This is a genomic window from Rossellomorea vietnamensis NBRC 101237, assembly GCF_001591825.1.
Taxonomy (GTDB): domain Bacteria; phylum Bacillota; class Bacilli; order Bacillales; family Bacillaceae_B; genus Rossellomorea; species Rossellomorea vietnamensis.
Genome location: NZ_BCVQ01000037.1, coordinates 1 through 15,352, shown reverse-complemented (window position 1 = coordinate 15,352; position 15,352 = coordinate 1). Strand labels below are relative to the sequence as shown.

Sequence of the window (15,352 nt, the reverse complement as noted above, 5' to 3'; positions counted from 1 at the left end):
AAACCAAGTGAACAAAGTCGATTACGATCGGGCCTTGTATTACACTCACCGGTCAGAATGGGATAACCTGTTGATCCTAATGGTGAGAACGAAGGATGACCTTCTTTCAAAAAGAATTGAACATTTCTTACATGCGTATCATTTTTCAAATGATTACACGGTTGTAGAGCGTAATCTCTATACGCTTTTACGATATATCGAACATGCAAACTTCACCTATAGTGTCGAGCAACCACTTCAGGAAACATTTGCAGAGATGTAACAATAAGAGAATTCCACCTACGGCTGATCCAATTAGTATGCACGATTGGATCAGCTTTTATTTATTTCCATCAGGTGTAAGATCACAAAAAAACCGGCAAAAATGCCGATTTTTCATCATTGGGACGAAATTTCAGTTTTTACCAGTTCATCTGCTTTTACATACACCTTTAATTCCCTCATCAGGTCATCCACTAACTTTGCAGGTTCTTCTAATAGCCCATCATTTTCATAAGCAAAGCAGTGGGGGTCAAGAACAAGCTGTTTCGGAATGACATTTGCATACACTCCCCGACCGACGATACGGAGATTATTCAAGCAGTTGATACCGCCTTTCCCTCCGCCTGCGCATGCAAGAAGGGCGACAGGTTTATGGGCGAATTGCTCACTGCTTAAGAAATCGAGTGCGTTTTTGAGTGCCCCGCTCATACCGCTGTGATATTCCGGGGAAGCTAAAATGACGGCGTCCGCATCTTTCACTTTTTTCTTAAGTGATTGAACGGGGGCGACCTCCGATTGCTCCTGTTCTCCCGTGTAGAGTGGAAGGGAGCCATCACTCAAATCAATAAGATCACAATCATATGTCCTTGCAATGAATCTTGACGCAATTCCAGTACGTCCGCATTTTCTCGGGCTTCCATTGATGATTACGATGTTCATGTCATAAAATCCTTTCCAGGTTAATTTTTTGTCAATTGATGTTTCACGGCATAAAGTGCCGCCTGTGTCCGATCTGACACTTCCAGCTTGGAAAAAATGTTCGAAATATGGGTCTTGACGGTTTTTTCCGTAATATAGAGGCTTGAAGCAATCTCTTTATTACTCTTCCCTTTCGTCAGCTCAATCAAAACATCCTTCTCCCGTTTGGTGAGCTCATGAATTTTATGGGGAGGCTCTCGTTTCGTGATCCTTGTCAGTAAATGATTGGTTGCTTTCGGGTGAAGAGAGTTTTCACCTGAAAGCAGTTTTCGGATCCCGCTCACTAATTCATCGGGTTCAATGTCCTTTAACTGATATCCAGCCGCTCCTGCTTCTATAGCGGGAATCACGTGATTCTGGTCGGAAAAGCTCGTCAGCATCAGAATTTGAATGTCTGGATACTTCTTTTTAATTTCCCTGGTCGCCTGGATGCCGTCCATGACCGGCATCATCAGATCCATTAGGATGATGTCGGGCTTCAAGTCTCCAGCCATCCGAACGGCTTCTTGCCCATCCTTCGCTTCACCGACGATATCAAAGTCCTTTTGTGTTTTCAGAAAGAAAACCAATCCCCTCCGCACGACGTGGTGATCATCTGCTATCAATACTCTAATCATTTACCCGGCACCTCCTAATACGGTAATCGAACTGATATGACCGTTCCCCTTCCAAGTTGACTGTCGATCTTCAGCGTACCACCAATGCTTTTCACACGTTCCTTCATACTTTGGATCCCGACTGAAGGCAAAGACTGCTTTCCGTCATATTGAAATCCGTATCCTCTATCTTCAATCGTCAGATGGATCAATTGCGACTCACTTTTCAATGTATAGAGGATGTGTTTTTCCCCGGAATGCTTTTTACAATTATTCAGTGCTTCCTGGCTGACACGCCACAACACTTCTTCTATTTTAGAGCTTAAGGAAATGACTCCTTCAACTTTCGTTTCCAAGGTCAATCCGAGCATCTCTGCGTATCCTTTGGACGCTTCTACGACTCCGTTCTCAAGTCCATGGGGTCTCAATTGCCAGATGAGGGCCCTCATTTCCGATAAGGCTTCCTGAGCCAACCCTTGAATCGTTCTGAACGTATCCTTTACTTCTTCATCCCCGGTCATTTCTGCCCCTCCCCTTGCCGTCAACGTAAGGGAGAACAACAATTGATTGACCGAATCATGAAGATCCCTTGCCAGCCGGTTCCTTTCTCCGATCAACGCGACTTCCTGCTCTTTTTTCGTGAGCAGGATGCGCTTGATGGCGGATCCGATTTGGAAGGCGACCGATTCAAGAAGCGCCAGTTCGTCTGTTGTGAAGTGGGTCTTGTTCGGTGCTGCGACATTCAATAACCCAAAGGACTCATCCCCGGACTGGAGGGGGACCGTCGCATGATGCGTAATATCATCTGTATCTTCCCTGTTCTCTTCGATGGCCTGCTCGATCCGCTGACATTCAATAATATTGGACGCTTTGGTGAGTTTCCCTTTTCGAAATCGATTCACACACCAGCACCCGCCCTTTTTCATCGGCTCACATTGACGGTCTGATAGGGATTCCGGCAGATTCTCATAAGAAACAAGTTCGTGGCTTCCTTCTTTTTCAATGAAGAAGATCCACCCTGTTGTAAAGCTTGAACCCCTGATCAGCTTCTTCAGGGCACCTGAAAGCATGGAATCAAGCTCTGTTTCGTTGTTCAGCAACTCGGCTATCTCTTTCAAAAGTCCGATATTTGAAAGGGATTCAGAATTCATGTTCATCGTCCTCTCCGATCCTATACTACTATTATATAGATTTCACATAAATCCGGTATTATCAAAAAGAAGGATACCCTTCTACGACCTTTGACCGAAAACACACGTTCCCATCACAATCCAAAAAACAAGAGATGCAGGAGCACATCTCTTGTTTTTAAAATGATGAAAAGGTTTACGCCTTCCCTACAGACGAACGGATCATCGTTTCGACTTTCGCCATGATGGCATCCTGCAGAGCTTGTAATTTCTCACCGCTGTCGTCTTCGGTCTCACCAATCACGCTGAAATAGAACTTGATCTTCGGCTCGGTCCCTGATGGACGGAGGCAAATCCAGGATCCATCTTCAAGATGATATTTCAACACATTGGAAGAAGGCAGATGAATGGAGGATTCTTCACCGGATACCAAATCCACTTTCGTACTTGTTTTGTAGTCCTCTGACGAAACCACACGTAAGCCTGCCACTTCTTTCAACGGTTCGTTCCTGAAGTCCTTCAGGATCCCTTGAATTTGTTCGGCCCCTTCTTTTCCTTTAAGGGTCAGACTCTTCAGTCCTTCCTGATAAAACCCGTGTACTTCGAATAATTCATGGAGGACATTGTATAGCGTTTTGCCTTCTTTTTTATAATAAGCAGCCGCTTCTGCTGCCATCAATACTGCTTGAATGGCATCCTTATCACGGGCAAAGTCACCGATCAAGTATCCATAGCTTTCTTCATATCCGAATAGGAATGAATACGCACCTGTTTCTTCGTATTGCTTGATTTTTTCCCCGATGAATTTAAAACCTGTAAGAACATCCTCGACTGAAGCTCCATAATGCTCAGCGACTTTACGGCCCAATTCGGATGTCACGATGGTTTTGAATACCCGGCCGTTCTCAGGGATCATATTCTTCTCCTGTTTGCGGGCAAGGATATAGTCCAGGAGGATCGCCCCTGTCTGGTTTCCGGTAAGGAGGATATACTCGCCTGTTTCCCCTTTTACCGCTATACCTAAACGGTCTGCATCGGGATCCGTCGCAATCAGGATATCCGCGTCGATTTCCTTTCCGTCACGGATGCTGTATTCAAATGCCGCTTTATCTTCAGGGTTCGGAGACTTCACTGTTGTAAATTCAGGATCAGGGACTGCCTGTTCCTTTACAATGTGAACTTGCTCATACCCTAATGCTTTCAACCCTTTTTCTGCCATCTTCAAGGCAGTGCCATGCAGTGGTGAGAAGACGATTTTCAAATCGGTTTCCTTGGCGATCTGAGGCTTCTCGGAAATCGAAATCAAATGTTCCAGGTATGATTGATCGATCTCTTCCCCGATCATTTTAATCAGGCCGGCTGCTTTTAATTCTTCTTCGGTCTGAACGTGGATTTCCAATTCATTTTCAACGGCGTTCACTTTCTCGATCACTGCATCCGCTACATGTGGAGGAAGTTGAGCACCATCTTCCCCGTACACTTTATATCCATTGTATTCAGGAGGATTATGGCTTGCAGTCACCACGATGCCGGAGAATGCCTTTAGCTGCCGCAGGGCAAATGAAAGCTCCGGTGTCGGTTTCAATTCATCGAAGACATATGTTTGGATGCCATGGGTTGCCAGGGTCTTCGCTGACTCCATGGCAAATTCAGGTGATTTATAACGTGAGTCGTAAGCGATTACAACTCCGCGATTTTTAGCCTCTTCACCTTGCTCTTCTATGTATCGCGCCAGTCCTTCAGAGGCTTTTCTGACTGTATAGATGTTCATCCGATTGGTTCCGGGACCGATTTCTCCCCTCATTCCACCCGTACCGAATTCAAGGTTTTTGTAGAATGCGTCTTCTAAGGACTTTTCGTCGTCTTTCATTGACTCTAGAAGTTCATTGACTTCTTTGTCCAGATGTAAGTAGCTGCTCCATTTTTCCCAAGATGTTTTCCAACTCAAAACGATCCCCTCCTAATGCTGTATAATAATGAATTCTATCATATATTGTAGAATTCCTTCTAAAACAATCCGTCACATGTCGACAAGATTCGTTTAATCCTTATTTTAGCATAATTTTATTCAAAAGAATTAGTATGTTTGCGTTGATAAAAATGAAAGTGCTGGTTGATTTCCACTACAGGTGCTCGCTTTGGGGGGATGAGTGTGTTTTGTCGTCCTGATGTAAGAATCAGAGTACAACCTTTTCACAGATTTTAAACACTTTCTAAGGATAGGAGTAAAGCAGGTAAATAAATGGAATGCTACAGACCTAACTAAGTTATGTGAAATTTATGTAAAAAAAGTAAAAAGACTCAGGTGGAGGAAAGAGGATACACTAAATAATCAAAGTCTAAGCATACAAGAAAGAATATGCTACAAAAAAAGGATATTACTATGACCTATAAGGGAGATTTGATTCCTCCTTCTTATTTGCAGAAGAGAACTATCAAAAACACATAGAAAATTGAGCCAAGCATTTATTAGAGGATAATCATTGTGCATATATTCAAAATAGAGAGAGATGCTCTTATTATAAGCACTATTGCGAATCTTTTCCTGAAGCAAATTAGATTAATTGAAACCCCTGATACTACTTATAACATGAAATATATAAGCACTAAAGATGTTTGGTTTTCAAAGTGTAATTGCTGAGGCAGAGATGTATAGCAGTAGATTTGCTAAATAATTAAATACTTTATCTCAGAGAAGCGGAGTTTAAATTGGCAGGTTGAGAAATTATTTTAAAAAATCTAAAATCAAAAAACCCCTCACTTTTGTGAAGGGCTTCTGTATTGAATTGTGCCAACTTAGTTAGAGACTAAAAGGCTTCTCCTATGATTAAATTCTTGGGCAACTTCATTATCTCTCTGATTTTTGAGTGGATCATATTTGAGTGCATTTTCCTCTAACCTTTTTTGCCATTTTTTTGCAGCCTCAGGGCCTTTTCTTTCCATTTTATCCCTTAATTTTTGGTTAAAATTCATTTAATGCACACCTCCTAAATCTGTCTTATATTATTATACCCTAAATCACCATAAATAATTACATTAATATGCCTTTCCTTTTGAAATTGTTATATAGTTCCTCATTGTCAATAACAAATTCTGCTTCTTTCGAGTCTCTATGGGCTATTTCACTAGGATGTTTTCCATTGATACTATTATCATAAATAATAAATGAATCTACATATTCATTTAATACTGAAAATGATTCAGAGACTAATCTATTTGACTTTCTGACAAATTCCTCAGATACAAACCTTCCCTCACTATTCCTCAAAGCAACTCTCTTTACTGCTACTTCTACATCAGCATCAACCATAACCATATGGACTGAGTATCCATTTTCTTTTAATTCTTTTATAATACCTACATATTTTTCACTGTCTATCATTGTTCCATCATAAACAAAATCTCTGTAAGTCCCTATAGTTGCTCTCAATAATAACCTTACAGTATGTGAACTTTCATCATGGACTACATCAGCAGCTAAGTTATTTTTAACAGACTTTAGCAATTGAAACTCTGGTATTTCCTGCTTTATTTTATCTGCATCTATAATCACACAGCCTTCTTCCCCGATGATATCATCTAAAACTGAGGTTTTTCCAGCCCCTGATCCCCCTCCAAGTAAGATTGCAACTGGATTATCTAATCTATCATTATCCATCTTAATATGGAGAAACTTTTTCATAATGACCTTATGTAGCAATTTTCTTAAATTATGATATTCTCCATCCCTCTCATGGATATCCTTTGTCGTCATAAATTCCATACATATCCAACTTTCATAATAGTATTTACTATATTATACAATAATGATCATATTTTTTGGAGGAATATCGTTGTTTTTTATTGTTTTTTCAGAATATTTCACGAACTAACATGTGCAAATATATCATTGTTTTTATATTATTAATTTTAATTTAGTAAGGAAATATTAATCACCTTCGATTGCCCTGTGGGGTCACAACTTTCCCGGATTTCCCGAGGGAGTCGAGCATCTTCCGTTTCAATCAACTTTATAAACGTGTGTTTAGAAGTTGATTGTTATGCTTCCATAGATAAAGCCCTACTGAACAGTTCAGCAGGGCCTTTTGATGTACATTACTTCTTATAATTCACTCCATAGACGTCATGGCGTCGGTCTTTGAGTTGACGGACGGTGCCTGATTGGCGTTGGCGGCGGAGGACTTCGAGGTCGACGTCTCCGATCATGACCATTTCGATGTTCGGGTTGGTTTCGCCTACGATTCCGTCACGTGCGAATTCAAAGTCGGACGGGGCAAAGATGCCTGACTGGGCGTATTGGATGTCCATATTTTCCGTTTGTGGAAGATTTCCGACTGTACCGGAAATGACTGTATAGATCTGATTCTCGACAGCACGGGCCTGGGCACAGTATCTCACACGAAGATAGCCTTGGCGATCCTCTGTACAGAATGGGGTGAAGATGATCTTTGCCCCTTTGTCTGTTGCGATACGAGCAAGCTCGGGGAATTCAATATCATAGCATATTTGAATCGCGATCTTCCCGCAATCCGTATCGAAGACCCTGACAGAATCCCCGGGGCTGATTCCCCACCATTTCCGTTCATTCGGTGTGATATGAACTTTGTATTGCTTCTCGATCGTCCCATCACGACGGAAGAGATAAGCAATATTGTAGATCTCATCGTTTTCTTCCTTGACGAAGTGTGAACCCCCGATGATGTTGACATTGTACCGAACAGCAAGGTCCGTGAATAATTCAATATAATCCTCTGTGAAGTCTGTCAGTCTTCTTACTGCAAGGCTTGGTGATTGAATATTCAGGAATGACATGAGCTGGGTGGTGAAAATCTCAGGGAACACCACGAAATCTGATTTCGCATCGGAAGCCACATCGGTGAAATACTCCACCTGATTGGCAAATTCTTCAAAGGAGTTGATTTTCCGCATCATATATTGAACGACACAGATCCGGACCGGATAGCTCGTCTTGAAGTGACGTTTGCTGGATGGACGGTAGTCGACATTATTCCATTCCATCAGTGTGGCGTATTTATGGGACCGCTTATCATCCGGCAGGTAGTTCGGATTGATCCTCATCAGGGTGAATCCGTTCAGAAGCTGGAACGAAAGCACGGGATCGTAAATCTTATGACGCCCCACCGAATCCACATACTCCCTTGGAGACATTTCATCAGAATGTTTATGATAATTCGGGATTCTTCCCCCGATTATTATACTTTTTAAATTCCACTGCCTCGCAAGGTCCTTTCTGGCTTCATACAAACGGTGGCCTACCTTCATGCGCCGGTAATCAGGGTGCACCATCACTTCGATCCCGTACAGGTTATAGCCATCGGGATTGTGGTTCGTTATGTAACCATTATCCGTTACATCATCCCATGTATGGCGATCGTCATACTCATCAAAGTTAATGATCAGACTCGAGCATGATGCGATGATTTCCCCATCTAATTCTGCTACGAGCTGACCTTCCGGAAACACTTCCAGGTGACTTTCCAGATGCTCCACTTTCCATGGGTCCATCCCTGGAAAGCAGACAGACTGCATATTGATGATATCTTGAATGTCCTTATGTTCCATTGGACGAATGATCATTTTCTTTTCAAATTGTGATAAGTCCAGTTTTTCTGCCATCTATGATCTACTCCTTCATAAAATACCTGAATTATATACCCTTATAGTGCACTGTTGAAACGAAGTTCATGACAGTCCATTTCTTTTATTTTAGCAAAGGGGTGAGGATTTTTTGAAGAAATATGAATTTTCCTTTATATGTTTTTGAAAAGCCAGTAGTGGTGGATTTCCGCTCCAGGTGCTCGCTTCAATCAACTTGGTTACCATTTTTCCACAGATTTAAGAACACCCAATCATAAAGATGCTGCCCTTCATACTATCCTTTAAAATAATACACCGTCGCTTCCCATGGGTTTAAAGTAAATGCATCTTTTTCATGCAGCTCTTCGTTTGATATGAGGACTTCCGCTTGAGTGATATCAAAGGAAGCGATGTTGTCGATGACTTTCTCTTCTCCTGATACATTGCAAAGAACGAGGATCTTTTCATCCCCATGTGTTCTCGTATAGGCATATACGGAAGGGTGATCTGCATAGTGAAGCTCGAACGATCCGTATGGAATGATGTCATGCTTTTTGCGGATGGCGATCAACTTTTGATAGTAGTAGAAAATGGATTCCGGATCGTTTAAGGCTTTTTCGGCATTGATCTCTCTGTAGTTCGGGTTACTGGCGATCCATGGTTCTCCTTCTGTGAATCCACCGTGTTCCGTGCCGTCCCACTGCATAGGAGTCCTTGCATTGTCTCTTCCTTTTACGTAAATGGATTCCATGATTTCCTCTGGATCAATACCCTGGGCTATTTTTTCCCGATACATGTTCAATGTTTCGATATCCCTGTATTCATCAATGGAAGAGAATCGGACATTCGTCATACCAAGCTCTTCCCCTTGATAAATGTAAGGCGTCCCCTGCATCATATGGAGGAGGGTCGCAAGCATTTTCGCAGACTTCACTCGATACTCTCCATCTTGTCCAAGTCTTGATACGATTCTTGGCTGATCGTGGTTGTTCCAGTACAGACTGTTCCAGCCCTTCCCGTGAAGTTCCGTTTGCCATTTCGTCAGGATTGATTTCAATTTTACAAGGTCGAATGGAATGACGTCCCATTTCCCTCCCGGTCCCGAATCGACATCCATATGCTCGAATTGGAATACCATATTGACTTCATTGCGGTCTTCACCTGTATAAAGTACGGCTTCCTCCGGTGTCACACCCGGCATCTCCCCAACCGTCATTGCTTCATAATGGGAGAGGACCTCCTGATTCATTTCCTGAAGAAATTCATGAATGCGCGGACCGTTCATAAAGTACTCATGACCGGAAGCATACGGTTTACCTTCAGGGTTCGGCGCATCCGGTAATGTTGGCACTTTCGATATAAAGTTGATGACGTCCATACGGAAACCGTCGATTCCTTTATCCAGCCAGAATGTCATCATGTCATAGATTTCACGGCGCAACTTCGGATTTTCCCAGTTGAGATCCGGCTGCTTTTTCGAGAAGAGATGTAGGAAATACTCTTCTGTCGCTTCATCATATTCCCAGGCAGAACCGCTGAATACAGATTCCCAGTTATTCGGCTCTTTACCGTCTTTTCCTTCACGCCATATATAATAATCACGATAAGGATTATCCTTTGATTTCCTCGATTCCACAAACCAGCCGTGCTCATCGGAAGAGTGATTCACCACAAGATCCATCACAAGCTTCATGCCACGCTTATGCATTTCTCCAAGCATTTCTTCCCAATCACCCATCGTACCGAACTCATCCATGATTTTTTTATAGTCGCTAATATCATATCCATTATCATCATTCGGGGATTCATAGACAGGGGATAACCATATCACATCAATGCCCAATTTTTTCAAATAATCCAATTTAGAGATGATGCCGTTGATATCCCCGATGCCATCACCATTGCTATCCATGAAACTGCGAGGGTAAATTTGATAGACCACCGATTCTTTCCACCATTTTTTTGTCATATGTGTTTTCCTCCTGTTTGCTCCGTCAGTATCAAGCAAGCGCTTTCTGCAACCGCTTGCACAAATCGTTAAAAAAATATCACATTTCTTCATAAAGTTTTCTCATTTTACTTTTATAATAATATCATACTATAATTTGATAGAATATACGTAGAAAGGAATTCTATATGAATAAAAAAGCAGATTCTCTGTTATTCCTGGCTTGGGCCTCTTCCCTGGTCGCCACGATGGGGAGTTTATATTTCTCAGAAATCATGAAATATGAGCCGTGTGAATTATGCTGGTATCAGCGTATTTTAATGTATCCGATGGTGATTTTATTAGGAGTGGCTTATGTACGCAAAGATTTTAAAGCGGCATTATATTCTACGATTTTTTCCGGCATCGGCCTTCTCATTTCCATTTATCACTACTCTATCCAAAAAGTTTCGATCTTGACTGAAAGTGCCCCAGCCTGCGGACGCGTTCCTTGTACAGGCGAATACATCAACCTGTTTGGTTTTATCACGATTCCATTCCTTGCACTCTTGGGGTTCATCATCATCTTCATTTCAAGTGTGATTGTCTTAAAAGCTATAAAGGAGGAAAACTAGATTGAAAAAAATCATCATATTCCTGGTGGCGATCGTCGGACTATTCGCAGCCATCGCCATTGTCACAAGCGTCCAGAACAGTCAAAAAGCCGAGGGAAATAAGTTTAAAAAAGCGAAACTCGACCCGGCTACCGTTGAGCTGCTGGATGATCCAAACTATCAAAATGTCATCCTTCCCGAAGAGCTGGAAGAGAAATTAAAGAACAAAGAAGAGGCAACCGTATACTTCTACAGTTCTACTTGTATCCATTGTAAAAGAACGACACCTACCCTCGCACCTCTTGCAGAAGATATGGGAGTCGACATGGTTCAGTACAATCTGCTTGAATTCGAACAGGGCTGGGATCAATACGGAATCGAAGCTACCCCTACACTCGTTCATTATGAGAATGGAAAAGAAGTGGCGAGAATCGTAGGAGAACATCCTAAAGAAGATTTCAAGGCATTTTTCGAAGAGAACGTAAAATCAGAATAAAAAAGAGGGGCTGACTTTTCCACGAGTCAGCCCCTTTCAAGTGAGGAGGAATTTCAAGATGAAGATACGTTGTATCTTCAAGATTAACTTATTACTTGCTATTTTCCCCTCACAAGAACCTTTCAAACATACTAATGTGAATTTTCTAAAGTATCTAACTATTAAGGGCATGATACAGCTTACACAAGCAGCTGGTTATCCGCTCTCGAGTAGATGCTCAGATTATGCTTACAGTCCGATTCTTCCGTAAATTGATCATACGATAAAGGGAAGAACATGCCAAAGCTTTGAAGGATCCCGGCATTATGATAGAACATATCTTCATATAGTTCTTCTTTTGAGCCGCTTTCAACAATGGAAATCAGTGTTTGCAGGCTGGAGATCACTTGAAATGCTTCCTTCAGAGTCCCGAAATATTCAAAGTTCCTCGTCGTCGTATGTAATACTTGCATATCATCGAATTGTTCGATTTCATCATCTGTGAAATAATCAGGGAAAATAGTACAATACATGTACTGTATAAGCTCTTGGATTTTATCTTCCTGTTCATGTGTTGATGCTAGTAAAACTTTCACCATCATAGCCCACCTTTGTAACGGTTGTAATCTCTCTGTAATAGATATATTAAGGATAACATAGAAGTAGAACCAACAGCGTGGTAATTATACCCATGAATTGGGTTGAATAGGTGCTATGGTAGGATTAAATACCCACAAGAGTATAAGATATTTGTCATTTAAAGGGGTTTTTTGATGAAAACACGGAAAATAGGCGAACGATTCGACCTAGTCATTCCAAATGATTGGAAAAATGTAACGATTGAAACAATTCTTAGAAAACACTGGCAGGCTCCTAAGAAACTGGTTCATTCCATGAGGATGGACGGTGATGTAAAAGTAAATGGAGAGTTGACTTCATGGACTTCCCCACTCTCACAAGGAGATATTCTACAGATTCGACTATTCAAGGAAGTCGAATACGATGTTCCCCCGACCTACGGGGAGTTAGACGTCTTGTTTGAGGATGAACATCTGATTGTGGTCAATAAACCTGCCGGGATCGATACCCATCCGAATACTCCTGATGAAACGGATACCCTGGCCAACCTTGTCGCTTTCCATCATCAGGCAAATGGTGAGAGATGCCGCGTGTTGCACATCCATCGGTTGGATCGCGATACGTCCGGCGCAATCATCTTCGCCAAGCATCCATTAAGTAAAGCGATCCTTGACCGCCTTCTTGCAGAAAGACAAATCAAGCGTACCTATCATGCCCTCGTTCACGGTCGATTGAAGCAAAAAAAAGGCACCATTTCAGAACCGATCGGGAGAGACCGTCATCACAATACGAGAAGAAGGGTTTCGCCATCCGGTCAGGATGCAGTCACCCATTATAACGTAATGGAAGTCAGGAATCCATATACACTCGTCGAAGTACAGCTTGATACCGGCCGTACACACCAAATCCGTGTACATATGAGCCACATCGGACACCCTCTGGCTGGCGACACATTATATGGGGGAAAGCCGGTATTCACCAGGCAGGCACTGCATGCAGCCCGAATTTCGTTCCCTCATCCGCTGACGGGGGAACGGATTGAATGTGAAGCTGATTGCCGTGATGATATTGGGTTGTAATGGAGTGAATTCAAAGGGAAATCTGAACGCAGCAAAAAGACCAGATCACTCAACATCATGAGTGACCTGGTCTTTTTATCATTATTTCAATCCATTTTTCACTGCTTCAGCGATTTGGATCGTACGGCGGGTTTGGTGCTTTACGGCAGGCTCGACGGATTCGACCATATTGCCTTCCCCATCGACCGTTACACTCGTACCGTATGGATTCCCTCCAGTTGCAAAGCTTGATTGATCTGTGTATCCAGGTGCTGCGATGATGGCACCCCAGTGCATCATGGTTGTATAAAGAGCCAGAACCGTTTGCTCCTGTCCACCGTGTGAGTTGCTTGCAGATGATGTGGCACTCACTACTTTGTTGGCCAGTTTCCCATTGAACCACAGTCCTCCGGTTGTATCCAGGAACGCCTTGACTTGAGAAGGCACGTTACCGAATCTGGTAGGAACGTTGAATAGATAAGCATCTGCCCACTCCAAGTCATCAAGGGTCGCTACCGGAACCGTATCTTTTGTTTCATTATAGTGCTTTTCCCATGCAGGGTTGGAAGCAATCGCTCCTTCTGGTGCAGTCTCTTCAAAGCGAAGTAATTTCACCTCTGCCCCCGCTTCTTTTGCAGCTTCTTCGGCCCATTTCGCCATCTGATAGTTTGTTCCTGTTGAACTGTAATACATGATTGCCAATTTTACGTTAGACATAAAACCTCTCCTTTGATTATGTTTTTTATAATAAATGGGTGAAACACAGATTAGGGTTGCATGTAAATCCATTAAGCAAATAATAGTGCATCTATTGAAAAGCTCCCTGCACCGACAAGGGCTACCCCCAGTGCCACAACAATGAGCATCACATTATATTCTGTACCATTTTGTGTCGCCCAATAACCGTTTGCACCATGAACCTTCACGATGGCCACGATCATGGTACCAATGATGAGCAGTGCACCTAATGGCGTAAGGAAGCCTGCGGCAAACAATAATCCACCCGCTACTTCGGATATTCCTGCAAGTAACGCCATCGTTCTTCCCGGCTTGATTCCAATCGACTCAAAGAAACCTCCCGTACCCTCTACACCATGACCTCCGAACCACCCAAATAATTTCTGTGTTCCATGAGCAGCGAATGTCAATCCTACTACTAAACGAATAACCAATAAACCGAACGCAGCCAATGCTGTCATCATTTTTCCTCCTTCTTGTTTTCCCTTCGAGATTTACCTTTAAACATTTCAAATTCAATTATTCTTACGTCAATTATCTTGAATGTGAGATATATAATTAAAAAAATAAGACAAGTTATCTCGAATATGATTATTTTGATTTCGAGATAATTGTATAATATCCTTCTCCTCTCTGTCAACAACTATTTGCAACATTTATTGAAATGGGTTGGACGAAAAAAAAGAGGTCCGTCCCTTTGCACGAGGGACGGACCTCTTTGGAAAGATCGATATTAAAAATCGAAGTTGTCTGGATCTGGACCAAAACGTTCGTCCAAATTCAGTTGGTTGATTTGATTCATTTCTTCCAGTGAAAGCTCGAAATTGAATAAATCTGCATTTTCTTTGATGCGGTTTTCATGAACTGACTTCGGAATGATGATGACATCGTTCTGAAGGTGCCAGCGCAGAATCACCTGTGCAGCAGACTTTTCATGCTTTTCTGCAATGTGGTTTAATGTAGGTTCATCCAGTACACGCCCTTGAGCGATTGGTGACCACGCTTCGACTGCGATATTGTGTGAAGCACAGAATTCTCGTATTTTCTCCTGGTTCAGACGGGGATGTAACTCGATTTGATTTAATACAGGCTTTTCATTGCCATTTTTCATCAAATCTTCAAGATGATGCTGATGGAAGTTACTTACACCGATTGATTTGATCAATCCTTCGCCATGAAGTCTCTCCATTGCTTTCCATGTATCATTGTACTTTCCTTCCACCGGCCAGTGAATGAGATACATGTCCAGGTAATCCATCTCCAGCTTCTTCAGGCTCGTTTCAAATGCCTTTAAAGTCGTATCGTAGCCTTGATCACTATTCCATACTTTTGAAGTGATGAAAAGGTCTTCTCTCGCTACGCCACCTTCTTTCACCCCTTGTCCTACGCTTTCTTCATTGTCGTAGATCGCGGCGGTATCGATGGAACGGTATCCGGACTGAATCGCTGTACGGACGGCCTGTACCGTCTCAGACGGATCTTTCATTTGGTAAACTCCTAAACCGACATAAGGAATTTCGATTCCGTTATGTAGTGTCTTCGTGCTTTGTAAGTTTTTCAACATATTGCATCCCTCCTGACTCATTATTTTACAAAGTAAATCTGCATTTTGCTAATTTTATGATTCTTGGATATTCAATGATCGGAAAAAGGTGGTTGGGATCTCTTGTAATACCG

Annotated in this window: 16 protein-coding genes; 4 read left to right on the top strand and 12 right to left on the bottom strand. The window is 42.3% G+C overall.

What is annotated here, in order from left to right:
• Nucleotides 1-7 precede the first annotated feature (7 nt).
• Entirely contained in the window at nt 8-262 is a 255-nt protein-coding gene (locus tag BVI01S_RS16325) for a YhdB family protein (protein WP_034763164.1), read from the top strand.
• A gap of 116 nt (nt 263-378) precedes the next feature.
• Here the strand turns inward: BVI01S_RS16325 and BVI01S_RS16320 are convergent, their stop codons facing one another.
• From BVI01S_RS16320 to BVI01S_RS16290, 8 genes are all read right to left on the bottom strand, one after another.
• Complete coding sequence (locus BVI01S_RS16320; RefSeq protein ID WP_061810940.1) at nt 379-921, bottom strand: NADPH-dependent FMN reductase; 543 nt, start codon at nt 919-921, stop codon at nt 379-381.
• Nucleotides 922-941: 20 nt separating this feature from the next.
• Nucleotides 942-1,577 (bottom strand): response regulator, encoded by a 636-nt coding sequence (locus BVI01S_RS16315; RefSeq protein ID WP_034763161.1) that lies wholly within the window; start codon nt 1,575-1,577, stop codon nt 942-944.
• Between the two features lie 14 nt (nt 1,578-1,591).
• Nucleotides 1,592-2,707 carry a GAF domain-containing sensor histidine kinase gene (locus BVI01S_RS16310; RefSeq protein ID WP_061810939.1) on the bottom strand — a complete coding sequence of 372 codons (1,116 nt, stop codon included), beginning with the start codon at nt 2,705-2,707 and terminating at the stop codon, nt 1,592-1,594.
• 175 nt (nt 2,708-2,882) lie between these two features.
• The gene (locus tag BVI01S_RS16305) at nt 2,883-4,634 is read right to left on the bottom strand and encodes a phospho-sugar mutase (RefSeq protein ID WP_061810938.1); all 1,752 of its coding nucleotides are present in this window, start codon (nt 4,632-4,634) and stop codon (nt 2,883-2,885) included.
• An 848-nt stretch (nt 4,635-5,482) separates the two neighbouring features.
• Nucleotides 5,483-5,659 carry a hypothetical protein gene (locus BVI01S_RS22610; RefSeq protein WP_156477350.1) on the bottom strand — a complete coding sequence of 59 codons (177 nt, stop codon included), beginning with the start codon at nt 5,657-5,659 and terminating at the stop codon, nt 5,483-5,485.
• Nucleotides 5,660-5,717: 58 nt separating this feature from the next.
• A complete protein-coding gene (locus BVI01S_RS16300; RefSeq protein ID WP_061810937.1) occupies nt 5,718-6,449 on the bottom strand; it encodes a zeta toxin family protein in 732 nt (243 codons plus the stop codon).
• Between the two features lie 332 nt (nt 6,450-6,781).
• On the bottom strand, nt 6,782-8,323 hold the full coding sequence (locus BVI01S_RS16295) for a bifunctional GNAT family N-acetyltransferase/carbon-nitrogen hydrolase family protein (RefSeq protein WP_061810936.1): 1,542 nt from the start codon (nt 8,321-8,323) through the stop codon (nt 6,782-6,784).
• Nucleotides 8,324-8,579: 256 nt separating this feature from the next.
• Nucleotides 8,580-10,253 (bottom strand): glycoside hydrolase family 13 protein, encoded by a 1,674-nt coding sequence (locus BVI01S_RS16290; protein ID WP_061810935.1) that lies wholly within the window; start codon nt 10,251-10,253, stop codon nt 8,580-8,582.
• Nucleotides 10,254-10,420: 167 nt separating this feature from the next.
• Between BVI01S_RS16290 and BVI01S_RS16285 the strand changes: the two genes are divergently transcribed.
• Nucleotides 10,421-10,846 carry a disulfide oxidoreductase gene (locus tag BVI01S_RS16285; RefSeq protein ID WP_061810934.1) on the top strand — a complete coding sequence of 142 codons (426 nt, stop codon included), beginning with the start codon at nt 10,421-10,423 and terminating at the stop codon, nt 10,844-10,846.
• A gap of 1 nt (nt 10,847) precedes the next feature.
• The gene (locus BVI01S_RS16280) at nt 10,848-11,321 is read left to right on the top strand and encodes a thioredoxin family protein (RefSeq protein ID WP_061810933.1); all 474 of its coding nucleotides are present in this window, start codon (nt 10,848-10,850) and stop codon (nt 11,319-11,321) included.
• Nucleotides 11,322-11,500: 179 nt separating this feature from the next.
• Here the strand turns inward: BVI01S_RS16280 and BVI01S_RS16275 are convergent, their stop codons facing one another.
• On the bottom strand, nt 11,501-11,902 hold the full coding sequence (locus BVI01S_RS16275; RefSeq protein WP_224520587.1) for a DUF5365 family protein: 402 nt from the start codon (nt 11,900-11,902) through the stop codon (nt 11,501-11,503).
• Between the two features lie 171 nt (nt 11,903-12,073).
• Between BVI01S_RS16275 and BVI01S_RS16270 the strand changes: the two genes are divergently transcribed.
• The gene (locus tag BVI01S_RS16270; RefSeq protein WP_061810932.1) at nt 12,074-12,958 is read left to right on the top strand and encodes an RluA family pseudouridine synthase; all 885 of its coding nucleotides are present in this window, start codon (nt 12,074-12,076) and stop codon (nt 12,956-12,958) included.
• Nucleotides 12,959-13,039: 81 nt separating this feature from the next.
• Here the strand turns inward: BVI01S_RS16270 and wrbA are convergent, their stop codons facing one another.
• The 3 genes from wrbA to BVI01S_RS16255 form a co-directional block, all read right to left on the bottom strand.
• Nucleotides 13,040-13,654, bottom strand: coding sequence for an NAD(P)H:quinone oxidoreductase type IV (gene wrbA, locus BVI01S_RS16265; protein WP_061810931.1), 615 nt, complete (start codon nt 13,652-13,654; stop codon nt 13,040-13,042).
• 71 nt (nt 13,655-13,725) lie between these two features.
• Entirely contained in the window at nt 13,726-14,127 is a 402-nt protein-coding gene (locus BVI01S_RS16260) for a DoxX family protein (protein ID WP_061810958.1), read from the bottom strand.
• A 281-nt stretch (nt 14,128-14,408) separates the two neighbouring features.
• Nucleotides 14,409-15,239 (bottom strand): aldo/keto reductase, encoded by an 831-nt coding sequence (locus tag BVI01S_RS16255; protein WP_061810930.1) that lies wholly within the window; start codon nt 15,237-15,239, stop codon nt 14,409-14,411.
• Between the last annotated feature and the right edge of the window lie 113 nt (nt 15,240-15,352).

What these genes read in the sequence shown, in the direction of transcription:
- BVI01S_RS22610 (WP_156477350.1), bottom strand. Translation starts at nt 5,659, where the DNA reads ATGAATTTTAACCAAAAATTAAGGGATAAAATGGAAAGAAAAGGCCCT.
- BVI01S_RS16310 (WP_061810939.1), bottom strand. Translation starts at nt 2,707, where the DNA reads ATGAATTCTGAATCCCTTTCAAATATCGGACTTTTGAAAGAGATAGCC.
- BVI01S_RS16295 (WP_061810936.1), bottom strand. Translation starts at nt 8,323, where the DNA reads ATGGCAGAAAAACTGGACTTATCACAATTTGAAAAGAAAATGATCATT.
- BVI01S_RS16320 (WP_061810940.1), bottom strand. Translation starts at nt 921, where the DNA reads ATGAACATCGTAATCATCAATGGAAGCCCGAGAAAATGCGGACGTACT.
- BVI01S_RS16300 (WP_061810937.1), bottom strand. Translation starts at nt 6,449, where the DNA reads ATGGAATTTATGACGACAAAGGATATCCATGAGAGGGATGGAGAATAT.
- BVI01S_RS16285 (WP_061810934.1), top strand. Translation starts at nt 10,421, where the DNA reads ATGAATAAAAAAGCAGATTCTCTGTTATTCCTGGCTTGGGCCTCTTCC.
- BVI01S_RS16290 (WP_061810935.1), bottom strand. Translation starts at nt 10,253, where the DNA reads ATGACAAAAAAATGGTGGAAAGAATCGGTGGTCTATCAAATTTACCCT.
- BVI01S_RS16255 (WP_061810930.1), bottom strand. Translation starts at nt 15,239, where the DNA reads ATGTTGAAAAACTTACAAAGCACGAAGACACTACATAACGGAATCGAA.
- BVI01S_RS16275 (WP_224520587.1), bottom strand. Translation starts at nt 11,902, where the DNA reads ATGATGGTGAAAGTTTTACTAGCATCAACACATGAACAGGAAGATAAA.
- wrbA (WP_061810931.1), bottom strand. Translation starts at nt 13,654, where the DNA reads ATGTCTAACGTAAAATTGGCAATCATGTATTACAGTTCAACAGGAACA.
- BVI01S_RS16315 (WP_034763161.1), bottom strand. Translation starts at nt 1,577, where the DNA reads ATGATTAGAGTATTGATAGCAGATGATCACCACGTCGTGCGGAGGGGA.
- BVI01S_RS16270 (WP_061810932.1), top strand. Translation starts at nt 12,074, where the DNA reads ATGAAAACACGGAAAATAGGCGAACGATTCGACCTAGTCATTCCAAAT.